Source organism: Mesorhizobium sp. M0615 (assembly GCF_040320805.1).
Classification (GTDB): domain Bacteria; phylum Pseudomonadota; class Alphaproteobacteria; order Rhizobiales; family Rhizobiaceae; genus Mesorhizobium.
In genome coordinates this window covers 1-17,963 of the sequence record NZ_JAMYQI010000017.1, presented here as the reverse complement: position 1 = coordinate 17,963, position 17,963 = coordinate 1, and the positions used below count along the sequence as shown (strand labels likewise).

The 17,963-nt window shown below is 64.3% G+C and carries 14 protein-coding genes; 10 read left to right on the top strand and 4 right to left on the bottom strand.

Translation table 11 applies throughout. From position 1 onward, the window contains the following. Positions 1-202: 202 nt before the first annotated feature. From NKI46_RS25960 to glcF, 3 genes are all read left to right on the top strand, one after another. Entirely contained in the window at positions 203-1,699 is a 1,497-nt protein-coding gene (locus NKI46_RS25960; protein ID WP_352748689.1) for an FAD-linked oxidase C-terminal domain-containing protein, read from the top strand. A 203-nt stretch (positions 1,700-1,902) separates the two neighbouring features. After that, a complete protein-coding gene (gene glcE / locus NKI46_RS25955; RefSeq protein ID WP_352748686.1) occupies positions 1,903-3,114 on the top strand; it encodes a glycolate oxidase subunit GlcE in 1,212 nt (403 codons plus the stop codon). A 4-nt stretch (positions 3,115-3,118) separates the two neighbouring features. Further along, positions 3,119-4,444: a glycolate oxidase subunit GlcF gene (gene glcF / locus NKI46_RS25950; RefSeq protein WP_023681832.1), complete on the top strand. Its 1,326-nt coding sequence runs from the start codon at positions 3,119-3,121 to the stop codon at positions 4,442-4,444. 4 nt (positions 4,445-4,448) lie between these two features. On the opposite strand, the gene NKI46_RS25945 is transcribed toward glcF, so the two are convergent. Both NKI46_RS25945 and NKI46_RS25940 read right to left on the bottom strand, forming a co-directional pair. After that, a complete protein-coding gene (locus NKI46_RS25945) occupies positions 4,449-5,369 on the bottom strand; it encodes a bifunctional 5,10-methylenetetrahydrofolate dehydrogenase/5,10-methenyltetrahydrofolate cyclohydrolase (protein ID WP_023670547.1) in 921 nt (306 codons plus the stop codon). 271 nt (positions 5,370-5,640) lie between these two features. Beyond that, the gene (locus NKI46_RS25940) at positions 5,641-6,387 is read right to left on the bottom strand and encodes a L,D-transpeptidase (RefSeq protein ID WP_023670546.1); all 747 of its coding nucleotides are present in this window, start codon (positions 6,385-6,387) and stop codon (positions 5,641-5,643) included. 209 nt (positions 6,388-6,596) lie between these two features. Here NKI46_RS25940 and NKI46_RS25935 point away from each other — a divergent pair, with 209 nt between their 5' ends. After that, a complete protein-coding gene (locus NKI46_RS25935) occupies positions 6,597-7,235 on the top strand; it encodes a DNA-3-methyladenine glycosylase I (protein WP_023670545.1) in 639 nt (212 codons plus the stop codon). A 125-nt stretch (positions 7,236-7,360) separates the two neighbouring features. On the opposite strand, the gene NKI46_RS25930 is transcribed toward NKI46_RS25935, so the two are convergent. Continuing rightward, entirely contained in the window at positions 7,361-7,606 is a 246-nt protein-coding gene (locus tag NKI46_RS25930; RefSeq protein WP_023701296.1) for a hypothetical protein, read from the bottom strand. Positions 7,607-7,809: 203 nt separating this feature from the next. Between NKI46_RS25930 and hisS the strand changes: the two genes are divergently transcribed. The 5 genes from hisS to NKI46_RS25905 all read left to right on the top strand — a co-directional run bounded on the left by hisS (position 7,810) and on the right by NKI46_RS25905 (position 14,495). Beyond that, positions 7,810-9,315 carry a histidine--tRNA ligase gene (gene hisS, locus NKI46_RS25925; RefSeq protein WP_352748682.1) on the top strand — a complete coding sequence of 502 codons (1,506 nt, stop codon included), beginning with the start codon at positions 7,810-7,812 and terminating at the stop codon, positions 9,313-9,315. Between the two features lie 172 nt (positions 9,316-9,487). After that, complete coding sequence (locus tag NKI46_RS25920) at positions 9,488-10,606, top strand: ATP phosphoribosyltransferase regulatory subunit (protein ID WP_352748679.1); 1,119 nt, start codon at positions 9,488-9,490, stop codon at positions 10,604-10,606. Continuing rightward, a complete protein-coding gene (hisG, locus tag NKI46_RS25915) occupies positions 10,603-11,304 on the top strand; it encodes an ATP phosphoribosyltransferase (protein WP_023740501.1) in 702 nt (233 codons plus the stop codon). The genes NKI46_RS25920 and hisG overlap by 4 nt, the downstream gene beginning before the upstream one ends. A 231-nt stretch (positions 11,305-11,535) precedes the next feature. Then, a complete protein-coding gene (locus tag NKI46_RS25910; RefSeq protein WP_023738278.1) occupies positions 11,536-13,296 on the top strand; it encodes an AMP-binding protein in 1,761 nt (586 codons plus the stop codon). 95 nt (positions 13,297-13,391) lie between these two features. Beyond that, positions 13,392-14,495, top strand: a complete 1,104-nt coding sequence (locus tag NKI46_RS25905) for a calcium:cation antiporter (protein ID WP_023738279.1) — start codon at positions 13,392-13,394, stop codon at positions 14,493-14,495. 107 nt (positions 14,496-14,602) lie between these two features. Here the strand turns inward: NKI46_RS25905 and NKI46_RS25900 are convergent, their stop codons facing one another. After that, positions 14,603-15,511 (bottom strand): hydrogen peroxide-inducible genes activator, encoded by a 909-nt coding sequence (locus NKI46_RS25900; protein ID WP_023749153.1) that lies wholly within the window; start codon positions 15,509-15,511, stop codon positions 14,603-14,605. A gap of 140 nt (positions 15,512-15,651) precedes the next feature. Between NKI46_RS25900 and katG the strand changes: the two genes are divergently transcribed. Further along, on the top strand, positions 15,652-17,847 hold the full coding sequence (katG, locus tag NKI46_RS25895; protein ID WP_023738280.1) for a catalase/peroxidase HPI: 2,196 nt from the start codon (positions 15,652-15,654) through the stop codon (positions 17,845-17,847). Positions 17,848-17,963 lie beyond the last annotated feature (116 nt).

Here is a 17,963-nt window from a genome sequence, read left to right as displayed (position 1 = left end):
CGAAAAGCCAATTGCTTGGCTTTTCGAGCTTCGAACGCCCTGAGCCAGCGAAGGGCAAGGCGCTGGACGATCCGCCCTGCCGGGCCAGCGGCAGATTGCCGCTGCGGAAGGCTGGCAGTACGCTCTTTGCCCGACGCGGTGTTTGCAACATCCGAATGTAACTGGTAAAAGATTTTTACCAGCCAAGCGGAGGACGCTGCCGATGTCCGGCCTTGTCATGCCCAAGCCAGACGACGCCACGATGCGAAGGCGGGCGGAGATCGTCGCCGACATGCGCATCATCGTGCCGGGCGAGGGCGTCGTGGACGCCACCAATGAAATGCGCGCCTTCGAAAGCGACGGCCTCACCGCCTACCGGCAATTGCCGCTGGTCGTGGTACTGCCCGAGACGGTGATGCAGGTGTCGCGGGTGCTGAAATACTGCAACGACCGCAACATCCGTGTCGTGCCGCGAGGCTCCGGGACCTCGCTCTCCGGGGGCGCGTTGCCGCTTGAAGATGCCGTGCTGCTGGTCATGAGCCGCTTCAACCGCATCCTTGCCATCGACTATCCCGACCGCGTCGTCGTCGCCCAGCCGGGCGTCACCAATCTCGGCATCACTACTGCCGTCGAGCAGGAGGGCTTTTATTACGCCCCCGATCCATCCTCCCAGATCGCCTGCTCGATCGGTGGCAATGTCGCGGAAAATTCCGGCGGCGTGCACTGCCTGAAATACGGCCTGACCGCCAACAATGTGCTCGGCATCGAGATGGTGCTGATGAACGGCGAGGTGGTGCGGCTTGGCGGCAATCATCTGGACTCGGAAGGCTATGATCTCCTCGGCGTCATGACGGGGTCCGAAGGCCTGCTCGGCGTCGTCACCGAGGTCACCGTCCGCATCCTGAAAAAGCCGGAGACGGCCCGCGCTCTGCTGATCGGCTTTCCGACCAGCGAGCAGGGCGGCCAGTGCGTCGCCGACATCATCGGCGCCGGCATTATCCCCGGCGGCATGGAGATGATGGACCGGCCGGCAATCCATGCCGCGGAGGATTTCGTTAATGCTGGCTACCCCCTTGATGTCGAGGCGCTGCTGATCGTCGAACTCGACGGGCCGGGCGTCGAGGTCGATCACCTGATCGGTCTCGTCGAAGCGATCGCCTATAGGAACAGCTCCACCACCTGTCGCATCTCGCAATCCGAACAGGAGCGGCTGAGTTTCTGGGCTGGCCGCAAGGCGGCCTTCCCGGCGGTCGGCCGCATCTCGCCCGACTATTACTGCATGGATGGCACCATCCCGCGCAAGGAATTGCCGGGTGTGCTCGCCGGCATGCGCGAACTGTCGGAGAAATACGGCCTCGGCGTCGCCAACGTCTTCCACGCCGGCGACGGCAATCTGCATCCGCTGATCCTCTACGACGCCAACGTGCCGGGCGAACTCGACAAGGCGGAAAGTTTTGGCGCCGACATCTTGCGGCTCTGCGTCAAGGTCGGCGGCGTCTTGACCGGCGAGCACGGCGTCGGCGTCGAGAAGCGCGATTTGATGCCGGAGATGTTCAACCAGATCGACCTCGACCAGCAAATGCGCGTCAAATGCGCCTTCGATCCCAACCATCTGCTTAACCCGGGAAAAGTGTTTCCACAACTGCGCCGCTGTGCGGAGCTTGGGCGCATGCACGTGCATCGCGGCCAGGTGGCGTTTCCGGACATTCCGAGGTTTTGAGTGGCTAAGTTGGCGCGTGAATACCCCCCTCTGTCCTGCCGGACATCTCCCCCTCAAGGGGAGAGATTGGCAGCATGCGCGCCTTACCCTTCCTTCAAGGTCGGAGATTGGCGAAATCGGACGCGACTTCCGATCTCCCCCCTTGAGGGGGAGATGTCCGGCAGGACAGAGGGGGGCGCGAAGGAACTCGACCCATCTTCGCCATGACGACCTTCACTCCCACCACATCGGCCGAGATCCTCTCCACCGTCCAATGGGCGGCGGCGGAAGAGTCACCTTTGGAAATCATCGGCCACGGCTCCAAGCGCGGCATCGGCCGGCCACAGCAGAGCGAACACACGCTCGATCTTTCGAAGCTCACCGGCGTCACCCTCTACGAGCCGGCCGAGTTGGTGCTGTCGGCCAAGGCCGGCACGCCGCTTTCCGAGATCGAAAACCTGCTCGCCGAAAACGGCCAGCAGCTCGCCTTCGAACCTATGGATTACGGTCCTTTACTCGGCGGCGAGCCCGGCAAGGGCACGATCGGCGGCGTGCTTGCCGCCAACCTGTCCGGCCCGCGCCGGCTGAAGGCGGGCGCCGCGCGCGACCATATCCTTGGCATCAACGCGGTTGCCGGTCGTGGCGAAGCGTTCAAATCAGGCGGCCGCGTCGTCAAGAATGTTACCGGCTACGATCTGTCGAAGCTGATGGCCAACAGCTGGGGCACGCTGGCTGTATTCACCGATGTCACCTTCAAGGTGCTGCCGGCGGCCGAGATCGAGGTGACGCTTGCCATGCGCGGCCTACTCGACGATGCCGCCTCTGCCGCCATGGCGCTGGCGCTCGGCTCCAGCGCCGAAGTGTCGAGCGCGGCCCATCTGCCCGAACGCATCGCCGCGCGCGTTGCCGGGGGCAGTCTAGGCACTGACGCTGCAACGCTGCTGCGCGTCGAAGGGTTTGGCCCATCGGTCGCCTATCGCATTGAGGCGCTGAAGACCCTGCTGAAAAATGCCGGCCCGCTGCAGGAGATCGCAGGTGAGACATCGCATACCCTCTGGCGTGACATAAGGGACTGCACGCCATTCGCCGACCGTAGCGAAAAGCCGGTCTGGCGCGTCTCCATGGCGCCGTCTCAGGCCCATCAGATGGTGCTGACGCTGCGCATGCAGATCGGTGTCAGCGCCTTCTACGACTGGCAGGGCGGGCTGGTCTGGCTGCGCATGGAGGAGGGCGATCCCGAGGCCGCCCTGCTGCGCGGGCTGATCAGAAAGCATCGCGGCGGCCACGCGACGCTGGTGCGCGCCACCCCTTCGTATCGCGCCGCCGTTCCGGTGTTCGAGCCGCAGGCGCCGCATCTGGCCGCACTGTCGGCGCGGCTCAAGGCCGAGTTCGATCCCAAGTCCATCCTCAATCCCGGCCGCATGGCCCAAGGCTAAGATAATGCAAACCAACTTCTCCCTTGCCCAGCTTGCTGATCCGCATGTCGCGGAATCGGAGAAGATCCTGCGCAAATGCGTGCATTGCGGCTTCTGCACCGCCACTTGCCCGACCTATGTGACATTGGGCAACGAGCTGGATTCGCCACGCGGGCGGATCTATCTCATCAAGGACATGCTGGAGAACGGCCGCCCGGCCGACAAGGAGATCGTCACCCATATCGACCGCTGCCTGTCCTGCCTCGCCTGCATGACGACCTGCCCGTCGGGCGTCAATTACATGCACTTGGTCGACCATGCCCGCGCCCATATCGAGGAAACTTACAAGCGGCCGCTGCTCGACCGGCTCACCCGCGCCATGCTGGCCTTCGTGCTGCCCTATCCCGCGCGCTTTCGCGCCGCGCTGAAATTGGCGAGACTCGGCAAGCCATTCATTCGTCTGTTCGAAAAGGTGTCGGCCCTGAAGCCGCTCAGCGCGATGCTGAAGCTGGCACCGGCCTCGATCCCGACGGTCTCGCCAATGGCCTCTTCCGGCATTCATGCCGGGCAGGGGACGAAGAGAGGCCGCGTCGCCATCCTCACCGGCTGCGCCCAATCGGTACTCGACCCCGCCATCAACGAGACGACGATTGCATTGCTGACCAGGCTTGGCGTCGAGGTCGTGGTGCCGCAGGGCGAAGCCTGCTGTGGCGCGGTTGTCCATCATATGGGCCGCGAGGCAGCAGCCCTTGCCTCGGCCCGGCAGAATGTCGATGCGTGGACGCGTGCCATCGACCAGGGCGGGCTCGATGCCATCGTCATCACCGCGTCCGGCTGCGGCACAACGATCAAGGACTACGGCTTCATGCTGCGCCTCGATCCGGCCTATGCCGACAAGGCCGCGCGGGTCTCGGCGCTGGCCAGGGACATTACCGAATATCTCGCAAGCCTCGACCTGCCCGAGCCGGTGCGCAAACCCGGCACCGTCGTCGCCTATCACTCCGCCTGCTCGATGCAGCACGGTCAGAAGATCATCCGCCAGCCGAAGGAATTGCTGTCCAAGGCGGGCTTCGTCGTGCGCGAACCGCGCGAGGGGCATCTGTGCTGCGGCTCCGCCGGCACCTACAACATCCTGCAGCCGGAGATTTCCGCAAGGTTGCGTGACCGCAAGGTGAAGAACATCGAGGCGACCGACGCCGAAATCGTCGCCACCGGCAACATCGGCTGCATCACCCAGATCGCTTCCGCCGCGAAGCTGCCGGTGGTGCACACGATCAAGCTGCTCGACTGGGCCTATGGTGGTCCGAAGCCGGAGGGCGTCTCCGAAGGAAACCTGGTCGCCGCCGAGTAAGCAGCTATTCCGCTGCCAGCCGGTCCACCACGCCATACGTCGCCTGGTAGCGCGCGCGCTGGCGGCTGAGCGCGACCATTGTGTTGCGCAAGAGGATCGCCACAGTGATCGGGCCGACGCCGCCCGGCACCGGCGTGATCCAGGACGCGACTTCCTTCACGCTCTCGGTGTCGACGTCGCCGACGATGCGGCTCGTGCCGTCCGGGCCGATCTCGGAATTGATGCCGATGTCGATGACGGCCGCACCGGGCTTCACCATGTCGGCCTTGATCAGCCGCGGCTTGCCGACGGCGACGAACAGCGCATCGGCGCGGCGCGCATGTGCCGCCACCGAGCGCGTCATGTGATGGCACACCGTCACCGTTGCGCCTTCGCTCATCAGCAGGAAGGCAATCGGCTTGCCGACGATCTCGGAATGGCCGACGACGACGACTTCGAGCCCCTTGAGGTCGAGGCCGGTTTCCTTGAGCAGCTCGACCGAGGCCGCAGCCGTGCAAGGCGCGAGGTCGAGCTGGTTGTAGACGATATTGCCGATCGACGCCGGATGCATGCCCTCGACGTCCTTCAGTGGATGCACCGCCGCTTGCAGCGTCTTGATCGGGATATGCGCCGGCACCGGCCGCTGGATGATGATGCCGGTGACGCGCGGGTCGGCGTTCAGGCCGTGGATCGCCGCCTCGAGTTCGCCGGCGCTGATGTCGGCGGGGAACCGCCGCTCCTCGAAACCGATGCCGGCAAGCGCGGCCTTGGCGCGCTGGTTGCGCACATAGACATCGACGGCAGCGGTATCGCCGACGGTGATCGACACCAGCTTGGGCGGAAAACCTTCGGCGGTGGCGATGGCGGCATCCTCGCGCACGGATGCCATGATGCGCTGGGCGACCGGGCCGCCCCGGAGATAGCGGCTATCGTCTGGCGGAGACATGGCTGAACCTTTGCAGCGAGTTTGGCGCAGGGGAGTTTGGCCGTCCCTATAGCAGGGGAAATGCGGCAAGGCAGCGTGAAAGCGAACCGTCATCCCCCTGGCGCGACGTTCTGGCGCAGCCTGGCTCAGCTATAGCCGCAAAGAGAAAGGGCAGCGCGGTTTCCCGGGCTGCCCTTTCCTGACTGGCCGCATCCCCACACGGCCCGTCCCCCGTAAACTCTTCCCGATCCCTGAAGGTCTAGCCTTCTGAACCAGATGATTCGGTAGCCGACTATATCACGACCACGGTCGTTCCAACATTGACCCTCTCGTAAAGGTCAACCACGTCCTCGTTGCGCATGCGGATACAGCCGGAAGATACCGAGCCGCCGATGGTCCATGGCTGGTTGGTGCCGTGGATGCGGTATTCCGTCGTGCCGAGATAGAGCGCGCGGGCGCCGAGCGGATTCTCTTCGCCACCGGCCAGATAGGTCGGGAGGTAGCGGCCCCTGGCAGCCTCGCGCTTGATCATCTCCGCTGGCGGGCGCCAGTCCGGCCAGACGCGCTTGTTGGTGATCTTGTGCGTGCCAGACCATTCGAACCCAGGCTTGCCGGTGCCGACGCCATAGCGCCGCGCCTTGCCGTTCTTCTCGACCAGGAACAGGAAGTTCTGCGTCGTATCGATGACGATCGTGCCCGGCTTCTGCGGGCCGTCATAGGCGACTTCCTGCGGCAGATAGAGCGGATTGATCTGCGGCCGCATCACCACGCGCTTGGCCGGCGCCTGCACGGAAGCAGTGCGCACCCGATCGGGTCGCGCTGGCTGCGCATAGCGAAGGCGTGGCTGCTGCTGCACGAACTGGCGGCTCTGCCGCACGATGCCGGGCGCGCGGCCAAGCTGCAGCACCCAGGGCGCGGAAAGGTCGGGGCTCACCATCACCGGCGGCCTGTCGGCATAGCGGTCGTTGGCGGCAGACGAGGTGACGCCGGCGGCCAGAATGGCCACGGCGCCGAGCACGGAACGCAAAAAGATCTTCATCGGAACGCACCTTGATCGTCGAACGGACGGAGGCGGAACTTGCCCCCGGTTGCGCGATCCTTGGCGCGAAGCCACAACCGAAACATGAATCGGAATGCGTAAAATGCCGCTTTGTCAGTAAACCTTTTGGTGTGGTTACCGCCGGGTTCAGGAATCTGGTAAAGCCGCGGTAAATGCAGCGCGAAAGCGCGTTAACGGATGGATTGGCCATGGCGCAAGACAACACCGGACTGCTTACCGGCTCCGACGGGATCACGCGCTGCTTCTGGCACGGCAATCTGCCGGACTATCTGCACTACCACGACCATGAATGGGGCCGGCCGGTCGCCGACGACCGCAGGCTGTTCGAAAAGATCTGCCTCGAAGGCTTTCAGTCCGGCCTGTCCTGGCTGACCATTCTGCGCAAGCGCGAGAATTTCCGCGAGGCCTTCGCCGGTTTCGACTTCGACAAGGTCGCTGCCTTCACCGACGAGGATGTCGAGCGCCTAGTCGCCAATGCCGGCATCATCCGCCACCGCGGCAAGATCGTCTCGACCATCAACAACGCCAAACGGGCGTGCGAAATGGTCGACGAGTTCGGCTCGCTGGCCGCTTGGTTCTGGAAGTTCGAGCCGGGGCCGAAGGAGCGGCCGGCGGTGGTGGACATGGCGCATCTACGCGCCAACCCGACGACAGGGGTCTCGATCAGGATTTCGAAGGAGTTGAAAAAGCGCGGCTGGACCTTTGTCGGCCCGACGACGGTCTACGCCTTCATGCAGGCGATGGGTCTGGTCAACGACCATCTCGAAGGCTGCGTGTGCCGGGAGCAGGTGGAGAAGGAACGCAAGGCCTTTAAGAGGCCGAAGTAGGGCGCTGTCCCCCTACCTCCCCCTTGTGGGGAGGTCGCGCCGAAGGCGCGGGTGGGGGTATCTTGGCGCCGCACCCCCACCCCGACGCTACGTCGACCCTCCCCAAAAGGGGGAGGGTAAGGAACTCACGTCCCGCTGGCGCCCGTCAGAAAAAGCCCGGCGACAATCGCCGCCAGTGCCGCAAAGGCCGGATAAATCACCAGCAATCCAGTCATCAGCGCCTCGCGCACGGTGGAGCCCTTGCGCTCGTCGGCAGTGACCTCAAACGGACCGGGGCTCGCCGTCACCTGCGCACGGCTCTCGGCCGGCCGCAGCCGGACTTCATACGAGCCCTCGTCTCCAATATCGAATTTGCGTTCCGCCGTGGTCATGGGCCCACCCCCTTGTTTCGGCGCGCTTATCGGCTCTGATTGTGTCGGCACGATGCCGCGCCGATGGCGGAATTGTTTCCTTTTGGTGCGTTTTGTTTCGAATGAGAAGGAAAGAGCGCAAACCCTTGCCGCACCAAGCCGCTTCGGTTAGGACACGCCGACTCCAAATAAGTTATCGATTACTTAGCGAAAAGACCCATCCCATGGCCGACAAATCGGAAAAGACGAAAGCGCGGCTGCCGCGCGGCTTTGCCGACCGCAGCGCCGACGATATGCGCGCCGTCGAGAAGATGATGGCGACGATCCGTTCGGTCTATGAGCTCTACGGTTTCGAGCCGGCCGACCAGCCGCTGATCGAATACACCGATGCGCTGGGCAAGTTCCTGCCCGACCAGGACCGGCCTAATGAGGGCGTATTTTCTTTCCAGGACGATGATGAGCAGTGGCTGTCGCTGCGCTACGACCTGACCGCGCCGACGGCGCGCTACGTCGCCGAGAATTTTGAGAAGCTGCCGAAACCCTATCGCAGCTACCGCTCCGGCTGGGTGTTCCGCAACGAAAAGCCCGGCCCGGGCCGCTTCCGCCAGTTCATGCAGTTCGACGCCGACACGATCGGTACGCCGGGCGTCGCAGCCGACGCCGAGATGGCCATGATGATGGCCGACGTGATGGAAGCGCTTGGCATCAAGCGTGGCGACTACGTCATCCGGGTCAACAACCGCAAGGTGCTGGATGGCGTGCTGGAGGCGATCGGCCTTGGCGGTGACAACAATGCCGGCCGCCGGCTGACCGTGCTGCGCGCCATCGACAAGCTGGACAAGCTCGGGCCGGAAGGCGTGAAGCTTCTGCTTGGGCCGGGCCGATGGGATGGCGGCAAGGAAGGCGAGGGCGACTTCGCCAAGGGCGCTGGTTTGGACGACGGGCAAGCTGAAGCAGTTCTCCTCGCCACGGCAAGGAACGCACAGGTCGACCAGGTTTCCATAGTGAGCTCGAACCCGACTTACCAAGAAGGCGTCGGCGAGCTCGCGACGATTGAAGCCCTGGTCAGGGCGGCCGGATATGGCGAAGATCGCATCGCCATGGACCGCTCCGTCGTTCGTGGCCTCGAATACTACACCGGCCCGGTTTTCGAGGCCGAGCTTCTGGCCGAAATCCCCAACGAAGACGGCCAGATCGTGCGCTTCGGTTCGGTCGGTGGTGGCGGCCGCTATGACGGGCTGGTCTCGCGCTTCCGTGGCGAGCCGGTGCCGGCGACCGGCTTTTCGATCGGCGTCTCCCGCCTGATGACGGCGCTGAAGAACCTCGGCAAGCTGGACACCACCGATGTCATCGCGCCGGTCGTCGTGCTGGTGATGGACAAGGATACGGAAAGCCTCGGTCGCTACCAGAAGATGGTGGCCGATCTGCGCGCGGCCGGCATCCGCTCCGAAATGTATCTCGGCGGCGCCGGCATGAAGGCGCAGCTGAAATATGCCGACCGCCGCGGCAGCCCGGTCGCCGTTATCCAGGGCGGCGACGAGCGCGCCAAGGGCGAGCTGCAGATCAAGGATCTGATCGAAGGCGCGCGCATGTCCGCTGAAATCGCCGACAACGCCGAATGGCGCGCCGCAAGACCGGCACAGGTCACGGTGCCGGAGGCTGAGCTGGTCGCCGAGGTGAAGAAGATTTTGGCTGCGCAGGCCGCTGACCGTGCGAAGGGTGGCGCTTGAACGCCCCCCTCTGGCCTGCCGGCCATCTCCCCCTCAAGGGGGGAGATTGGATGTTGCGTAGGCTTTCGCCAATCTCCGCCGGTGAAGAAGAGGCGCTGCGCCGCAAGCTGCCAATCTCCCCCCTTGAGGGGGAGATGGCCGGCAGGCCAGAGGGGGGTGCCTCGCGCCGCCCATGACCTCCCGCCCCGCAATCGCGACGGAAATCACCAAGCTCTTCGCCACCCGCAACACCCATGCGGTCGAGGTCGCGGTGCTGCAGCCGGCCGACCCATTCCTCGATATGGCCGGCGAGGATCTGCGCCGCCGTATCTTTCTCACGGAAAGCGAGACCGGCAAGACGCTGTGTCTGCGGCCCGAATTCACCATCCCCGTCTGCCTCGACCACATCGCCTCGCAGGCCGGCACGCCGCGCCGCTATTCCTATCTCGGCGAAGTGTTCCGCCAGCGCCGCGAGGGCGGCAACGAGTTCTTTCAGGCCGGCATCGAGGATCTCGGCGACCGCGACATGGCTGAGGCCGATGCCCGTTCGCTGGCTGATGCGCATGCGCTGCTTGAGCTGGTTCTGCCGGCGCAACCTCTGGCGATCACGCTCGGCGACCAGACCATCTTCGAGGCGGTGCTGGCGGCCCTCGGCCTGCCGCGCGGCTGGCGCATGCGACTTGCGCGCGCCTTCGGTTCGGCGCCGATGCTGCAGGCAGCGTTGTCCGATCTCGCCAACCCGCCACGCAACGGTCAGCTTGACGGCGAAGTCGCGGCCCTTGTCCTAGATGGCGATCTCGAAGCGCTTTCCGCCCACATTGCCGGCGGCATGGAAGAGGCCGGCCTGCTGGCATCCGGCGGACGCGCGCCGGTCGACATTGCCCGACGGCTGATCGAAAAGGGCGAACTGCGCAGCGTGCGGCTGTCGAACGAGGCCTTTGCAGCACTCAGGGATTTTCTCGCCATCGACGTGCCGCTCGACGGCGCCAGCGCTGCGCTCGAAAGCTTTGCGGCCTCTGCCGGGCTTTCGCTGGGCGCGGCGCTGGAAAAATTCGCCGCCCGCGCCAAGGCCATCGAGGCGCATGGCCTGCCCGCAAAGACGATCCGCTATGACGCCGCCTTCGGCCGTCCGCTGGATTACTATACCGGCATCGTCTTCGAGATCGCGGCACTTGGCGGCGAGCGGCCGCTGGCCGGTGGCGGACGCTACGACCGGCTGCTGACCCTGCTCGGCGCCAAGACGCCGATCCCCGGCGTCGGCTTCTCCGTCTGGCTCGACCGCATCGCAGCGCTGCGGGGAGAGCCGCAATGATCACGCTGGCGATCCCATCCAAAGGCCGGCTCAAGGAGCAGGCGCTGGAAGTGTTGGCCAAAGCCGGACTCGCAGTCAGCCTGCCCGGCGATGAGCGCCAGTACCGCGCCCGCATCGACAATGCCGAAGGCATCGAGGTGGCGTTCCTGTCCGCGTCCGAGATCGCCGGCGAGATCGGCCAAGGCTCGGTCGACCTCGGCATTACCGGCGAGGACCTGCTGCGCGAAAACCTCGCCGACTGGGAGGCGCGCGCCGAAATCGTCGCCCGTCTCGGTTTCGGCCATGCCGATGTCGTGGTCGCGGTGCCCGGCATCTGGCTCGACGTCGATACTATGGCCGATCTCGACGATGTCGCCGCCGATTTCCGCCAGCGCCACGGCAGGCGGCTGAGGATCGCAACCAAATATTGGCGGCTGACGCAACAATTCTTCTCGCAAAAGCACGGCATCCAGGTTTACCGCATCGTCGAAAGCCTCGGCGCCACCGAAGGCGCGCCGGCGGCAGGCCTTGCCGATGTCATCGTCGACATCACCACCACCGGCTCGACCCTGCGCGCCAACCATCTCAAGGTGCTGGCCGATGGGGTTGTGCTGAAGTCGCAGGCCTGCCTCGTGGCTGCCAGGAAAGATCGTGCTGCTGCGGATGAGGCGCTAGTGCGGGAAATAGCCGCGAAGATGAGCGCGCTCCCTCCCCCTTGAGGGGAGGGTGGACAGCCGCCAAAGGCGGATGGACGGGTGGGGTCGCTCCGGCAGTGCTCGACGCGAGACCACCCAAGCCGGGTCGACCGTGACCAAGGAAGTCGAGCACTTCGCCGAGGACCCCACCCGCCTCGCTTCGCGAGGCACCCTCCCCTCGAGGGGGAGGGGAACCGCCTGTACTTTCCACCACCCCATCAGGCTGCTAGGCTCACTCATCGGGAGGAAACGGCGATGGCGATTAATCTCGACGAGCTTAAGAACGCCACCAATCTGCGCGGGCGCGGCAGGGCGTTCATCGCTCCGCTCGACGGCCGGGCACATGTGTCGGGCGACCGTTCGGTGCCGCTGCTCGACAAGACGATCCCTCAGCTTTTCTCCGACACGGTCGGCAGATACGCCACGCAGGATGCTGCCGTCTTCGTCGGACAGGACAAGCGCTTCACCTGGAGCGAATTGTCGGACACGGTCGATACGCTCGCCGCCGGCTTCCTGGCGCTCGGCCTCGAAAAAGGCGACCGTGTCGGCATCTGGTCGCCCAACCGCTGGGAATGGCTGGTCACCCAATTCGCCACAGCTCGCATCGGCCTGATCCTGGTCAACATCAACCCGGCCTACCGGCTGACGGAGCTGGAATATGCCCTCAACAAGGTCGGCTGCAAGGCGCTGGTCACCGCCGCCAGTTTCAAGACCTCCGACTATCTCGGCATGATCGAGACGCTGGCGCCGGAGCTCGCCAAGGCCACCCCCGGCAAGCTCAAGGCGCAGAAATTGCCGACGCTGAAGATCGTCATTCGCATGGGCGACGACAACTCGCCCGGCATGTTCAATTTCGCCGATGTGCTGTCGATGGCCGGCCGCGACGAGCATGACAGCCTCGACCGCATCTCCGAAGGGCTGAAGCCGGGCGAGGCCATCAACATCCAGTTCACATCAGGCACGACGGGCGCGCCCAAGGGCGCGACGCTGACCCACACCAACATCGTCAACAATGGCAATTTCGTCACCGCTGCGATCAAGCTCACCGTCGACGACCGGCTCTGCATCCCGGTGCCGCTCTACCACTGCTTCGGCATGTCGATGGGCACGATGGGCTGTGTCTCCAAAGGCGCAACCATGGTTTTCCCGGGCGAGGGTTTTGACGCCGGCGCCACGCTGAAGGCGTTGGCGCAGGAACGCTGCACCGGCCTTTACGGCGTACCGACCATGTTCGTCGCCATGCTCGACCATGCGGATTTCGCCAGCTTCGATCTCTCCAGCCTGCGCACCGGCATCATGGCGGGCTCACCATGCCCGATCGAGGTGATGAAGAAGGTGGTGTCGCTGATGCATATGGAAGAGGTGACCATAGCCTATGGCATGACGGAGACGAGTCCCGTCTCCTTCCAGAGCAGCGTCGACGACCCGCTGGAAAAACGCGTCTCCACTGTCGGGCGCATCCATCCGCATGTCGAGGTCAAGGCCATCGACGCCGAGGGCGCCACCGTCGCCATCAGCGCGCCGGGCGAGCTGTGCACCCGCGGCTATTCCGTCATGAAAGGCTACTGGGACGACGCGGAAAAAACCCGCGAGGCGATCGACGCCGACGGCTGGATGCACACCGGTGATCTCGCCACCATCGACGCCAAGGGCTATTGCAACATTGTCGGCCGGGTCAAGGACATGGTCATCCGCGGCGGCGAAAACGTCTATCCCAGAGAGGTCGAGGAATTCCTCTACCGCCATCCCAAGGTCAAGGAGGTGCAGGTGTTCGGCATTCCCGACGCCAAATATGGCGAGGAGCTGTGCGCCTGGATCGTGCTGAAGCCCAACCAGATCGCCACCGAGCAGGAGATCAAGAATTTCTGCGCCGGCCAGATCGCCCACTACAAAATCCCCCGCTACATCCGCTTCCGCACCGAACTGCCCATGACGGTGACGGGAAAACCGCAGAAGTTTCTGATGCGCGAGGCGATGGTGGAGGAACTGGGGCTGGTGGTGCAGAAGACGGCTTGAGGGTTGAACGCCGGGGGACGGGATTGCCCGCTTCGAAACGACATTGGGGTGCTCGACAGGCTTCCGCAAGGTTCGCCGAACGCATTGGGGCTTGAATGACTGGTTTCGCACGATCAGCGACTTCCTATGCGATGCCTTTGGCCGCGCTGGCACTGGCCGTTGCGGTCAGAGTCAGCGGGCTATCGATGGACGAAGGTTCGCCGAGCGTCAGGATTCTCGTCGGAGCGCTCTCGAGTGCGATCATGTTCATCACTATTTTCGTGGTGCTCGATCACGCCGAGGCGGTGGCCCACCGTGTGGGGGAACCCTACGGCACATTGGTGCTGACTTTTGCCGTGACGGCAATCGAGGTGTCGATCATCGTTTCCATGATGCTGCATGGAGAGAACAACCCCACGCTTGCACGTGAGTCCGTCTTCTCGACGGTGATGATTGCCTCCACCGGCGTTGTGGGGACGTGTCTCACGTTTGGCGGCTGGCGTCATCGCAAGCAGGCAATTGTCCGGCAAGGGACAAGCGCATATCTGGCGGTTCTGGCCGCACTGACCGTCATGACGCTTATCCTGCCGACCTATACACGGACCACCGATGCCGGCACATTTTCGGCAGCTCAGCTTGGCCTTGTGAGCGTACTTTCCGTGCTGCTCTATGCAAGTTTTGTGTTCGCGCAAACCGTCCGGCACCGGGACGACTTCATCGAAGGACTGGCACACGACCTTTCGGCGCGAACCGCCCCTCACAAAAGCATCTCTTCCAGCGCTCTGCTCCTGATAATCGGACTGATCGGAATTGTCATGCTCGCCGAGCAGGTCGCCGCAAGTGTTGAAAATGCGCTCGTTGCTTACCAGATGACCCAGGCTGACAGCATTGTGGGGGCAATGATCGCGGGTCTGGTTTTGATGCCGGAAGCCATTTCGGCGGTTCGTGCTTCACTCAACAATGAGCTGCAGCGCGGCCTGAATGTCGCAATGGGTTCGGCTTGCGCCACGATTGGCTTGACGATACCTGCGGTCGCAGCAGCCAGCCTGCTTACGGGACGAGGCTTAACCCTGGGGCTCCCGGAAGCTGACGCAGTACTTTTGGTTTTAGCGCTTTTCATATGCGGCGTAAGCTTTAGCAACGAAAGGACGACCTTCCTGACCGGAATCGTCCATGCCGTTGTGTTTTTTACGTATGTATTTCTGGTATTTATCCCTTGAGGCTTTGGTGCGATCTGGCGACCAGCCACCAAGGCGGGTATTCTCGAACGCGCCTGATTTGAGCTTTTTTTCGGGGTTCCCAAGGCGACATCCAAGACCCAAACGACTCACCCCCCCATCACCATCCCACCCAGCCCGCGAATGATCTTCGCCAACTCGACGCACTCATCATGCCGCACCTTGTTGCGGCGCCAGGCCAGGCAGATCGTGCGTTGCGGCATTGGCTCCTGGAACGGCACGATCTTGAGGTCCGGCATGGCGCTGGCCGGCCTTGCCGCCATTTCGGGGATGAGCGTGACGCCGAGACCATGCGCCACCATCTGCAAGAGCGTCGTCAGGCTGGTGGCGCCATAGCTTGCCATTGCCACCGGGCGCACGCTGCCGCACAGGGCCAGCGCCTGTTCGCGCAGGCAGTGGCCTTCCTCCAAAAGCATCAACCGCTCCAGCGCCGGGCTTTCCGGCGGCACCGGTGGCGAGGCGAAGGCTGGATCTCCGGCTGGCACGGCGAGGAAGAAGCGGTCGGCGAACAGTTCCTCGGTGACCAGGCCCGGCTGCTCGAGCGGCAGCGCGGCGATGAAGGCGTCGAGCCGTCCGGTTGCCGTGTCCTCGACCAGTGATGCCGTCACTGCTTCGCGCAGTTCGAGCTGCAGGGACGGAAAATGCCGCTTCAGCTCCGGGAGCACATGCGGCAAAAGATACGGCGCCACGGTCGGGATGATGCCCAGCCGGAAGCGGCCTTCCATGGCCGGGCGGCCGCGCCGGGCCGTCGTCTCGACGTCGCTGATGTCGCGCAGGATGCGCTCGATGCGTGGCAGCAGCGCTTGCGCCTCTTCCGTCATCCGCACCGCCTTGCCGCCGCGCTCGAACAGCCGGCAGTTCAGCCTTTGCTCCATCTCGGCGATCTGCGCGGACAGCGCCGGCTGGCTGACACCGGCGAGTTTTGCGGCGCGGCCGAAATGCAGCGTTTGCGCCAAAGCCTCGAAATACTGCATCTGCCGCACCGTCAGGCCAATCATAAGGAAAACCTATCGCAACAAACAGGAAAGGCAATTTGTTTTTATCGAAGAGACGGCTTAGTCTGGAACCATTCCAGAGTGGCGCGGCTCCCGGCCGGCCCGGAAAAACCAACACATAAATCAGCAATTCGGAGGCCAAGATGGACGCGATGACCGACGACAACAGCGCCGGCAAATGCCCGGTCGCGCATGGAACCTCCGCCAGGACCAACCGCGACTGGTGGCCGAACCAGCTCGACATCGGCGTTCTCCACCAGCAGTCGAGCCTTTCGGACCCGATGGGCGAAGCTTTCGACTACGCCGCGGAGTTCAAGACGCTCGACCTCGATGCGGTGATCGAGGATTTGCACAAGGTGATGACGGATTCGCAGGATTGGTGGCCGGCCGATTTCGGCCATTACGGGCCGCTGTTCATCCGCATGGCCTGGCACAGCGCCGGCACCTATCGCATCGGCGACGGCCGGGGTGGCGCCGGTGCGGGCCAGCAGCGTTTCGCGCCGCTGAACAGCTGGCCGGACAACGCCAATCTCGACAAGGCGCGCCGGCTTTTGTGGCCGGTCAAGCAGAAATACGGCCGCAAGATCTCTTGGGCCGACCTGTTGATTCTCACCGGCAACGTCGCGCTGGAATCGATGGGCTTCAAGACCTTTGGCTTTGCCGGTGGCCGCGCCGATGTCTGGGAGCCCGAGCAGGATGTCGACTGGGGTTCGGAAACCAAGTGGCTCGACGACAAGCGCTATTCCGGCGACCGTGAGCTGCACGGCCATCTCGGCGCGGTGCAGATGGGCCTGATCTACGTCAACCCGGAAGGGCCGAACGGCAAGCCGGATCCGCTGGCCTCGGCCCGCGACATCCGCGAGACCTTCGCGCGCATGGCAATGAACGATGAGGAAACCGTGGCGCTGATCGCCGGCGGCCACACATTCGGCAAGACCCATGGGGCCGGTGATGCAGCACTTGTCGGCGCCGAGCCGGAAGGCGCGGGCATCGAGGCGCAGGGCCTCGGCTGGTCGAGCAAGCATGCCACCGGCATTGCCGGCGATGCGATCACGTCCGGCCTCGAAGTTACCTGGACGACGACGCCGACCCAGTGGAGCAGTAACTTCTTCGACAATCTCTTCAACTTCGAATGGGAGCTGACCAAGAGCCCGGCCGGGGCCCATCAGTGGACGCCGAAGGGCGGCTCTGGCGCGGTTACGGTGCCGGACGCGCACAATCCCTCGAAGCGTCATGCGCCGGCAATGCTGACCACCGACCTCGCGCTGCGGGCCGACCCGGCCTATGAGAAGATCTCGCGCCGCTTCCATGAGCATCCGGAGCAGTTCGCCGATGCCTTCGCCCGTGCCTGGTACAAGCTCACCCATCGCGACATGGGGCCGGTCGTGCGGTATCTCGGCCCGTTGGTGCCGAAGGAAGAGCTGATCTGGCAGGATCCGGTTCCGGCCGTCGACCATGAGCTGGTCAGCGACCAGGACATTGCATTGCTGAAGGCCAAGATCCTGGCTTCGGGCCTCAGCGTTTCGCAATTGGTCTCGACCGCCTGGGCCTCGGCCTCGACCTTCCGCAACTCCGACAAGCGCGGCGGCGCCAATGGCGCGCGCATTCGCCTGGCGCCGCAGAAGGACTGGGAGGTCAACCAGCCTGTCGAACTGGCTACCGTGCTGGCGGAGCTCGAAGCCATCCAGAACGAGTTCAACGCAAGCGGCAAGAAGGTCTCGCTGGCCGACCTCATCGTGCTCGGCGGCGTCGCCGCGGTCGAGAAAGCCGCAACGGATGGCGGCAATGCGGTGAAGGTCCCCTTCACGCCCGGCCGCACCGACGCCTCGCAGGCGCAGACCGACGTCCATTCCTTTGCGGCGCTCGAGCCGAAAATTGACGGCTTCCGCAACTATGTCAGGGGCAAACCGCCGATGTCGGTCGAAGCCATGCTGGTCGACCGGGCGCAACTGCTCAACCTGACGGCGCCGGAGATGACGGTGCTGGTTGGTGGCCTGCGCGTGCTCGGCGCCAACACCGGCGGCTCGAAGCATGGTGTGTTGACCGACAGGCCGGGCACGCTGACGAACGACTTCTTCGTCAACCTGCTCTCGATGAGCACCATCTGGGATCCGGCCTCCGAGCCCGGCTCGCATGAGGTCTACGAAGCACGCGACCGCAAGACCAGGGCAGTCAGGTGGACCGCCACACGCGCCGACCTGATCTTCGGCTCGCATGCGCAGCTGCGCGCGCTGGCCGAGGTCTACGGGTCGGCGGATGCCGGGCAGAAATTCGTTGGCGATTTCGTCAAGGCGTGGACCAAGGTGATGAACGCCGACCGTTTCGACATCGCTGCCTGATACAACCTCCCAAACGAAGGGGGGGGGGCCGGGGCCCCGCCCGGGGGGTTGTGGAGGGGGGGAGAAAGTGGGGTTTGGGGGTGGGGGGCGGGGGGGGGCGGCCCCCCCGTGGGGGC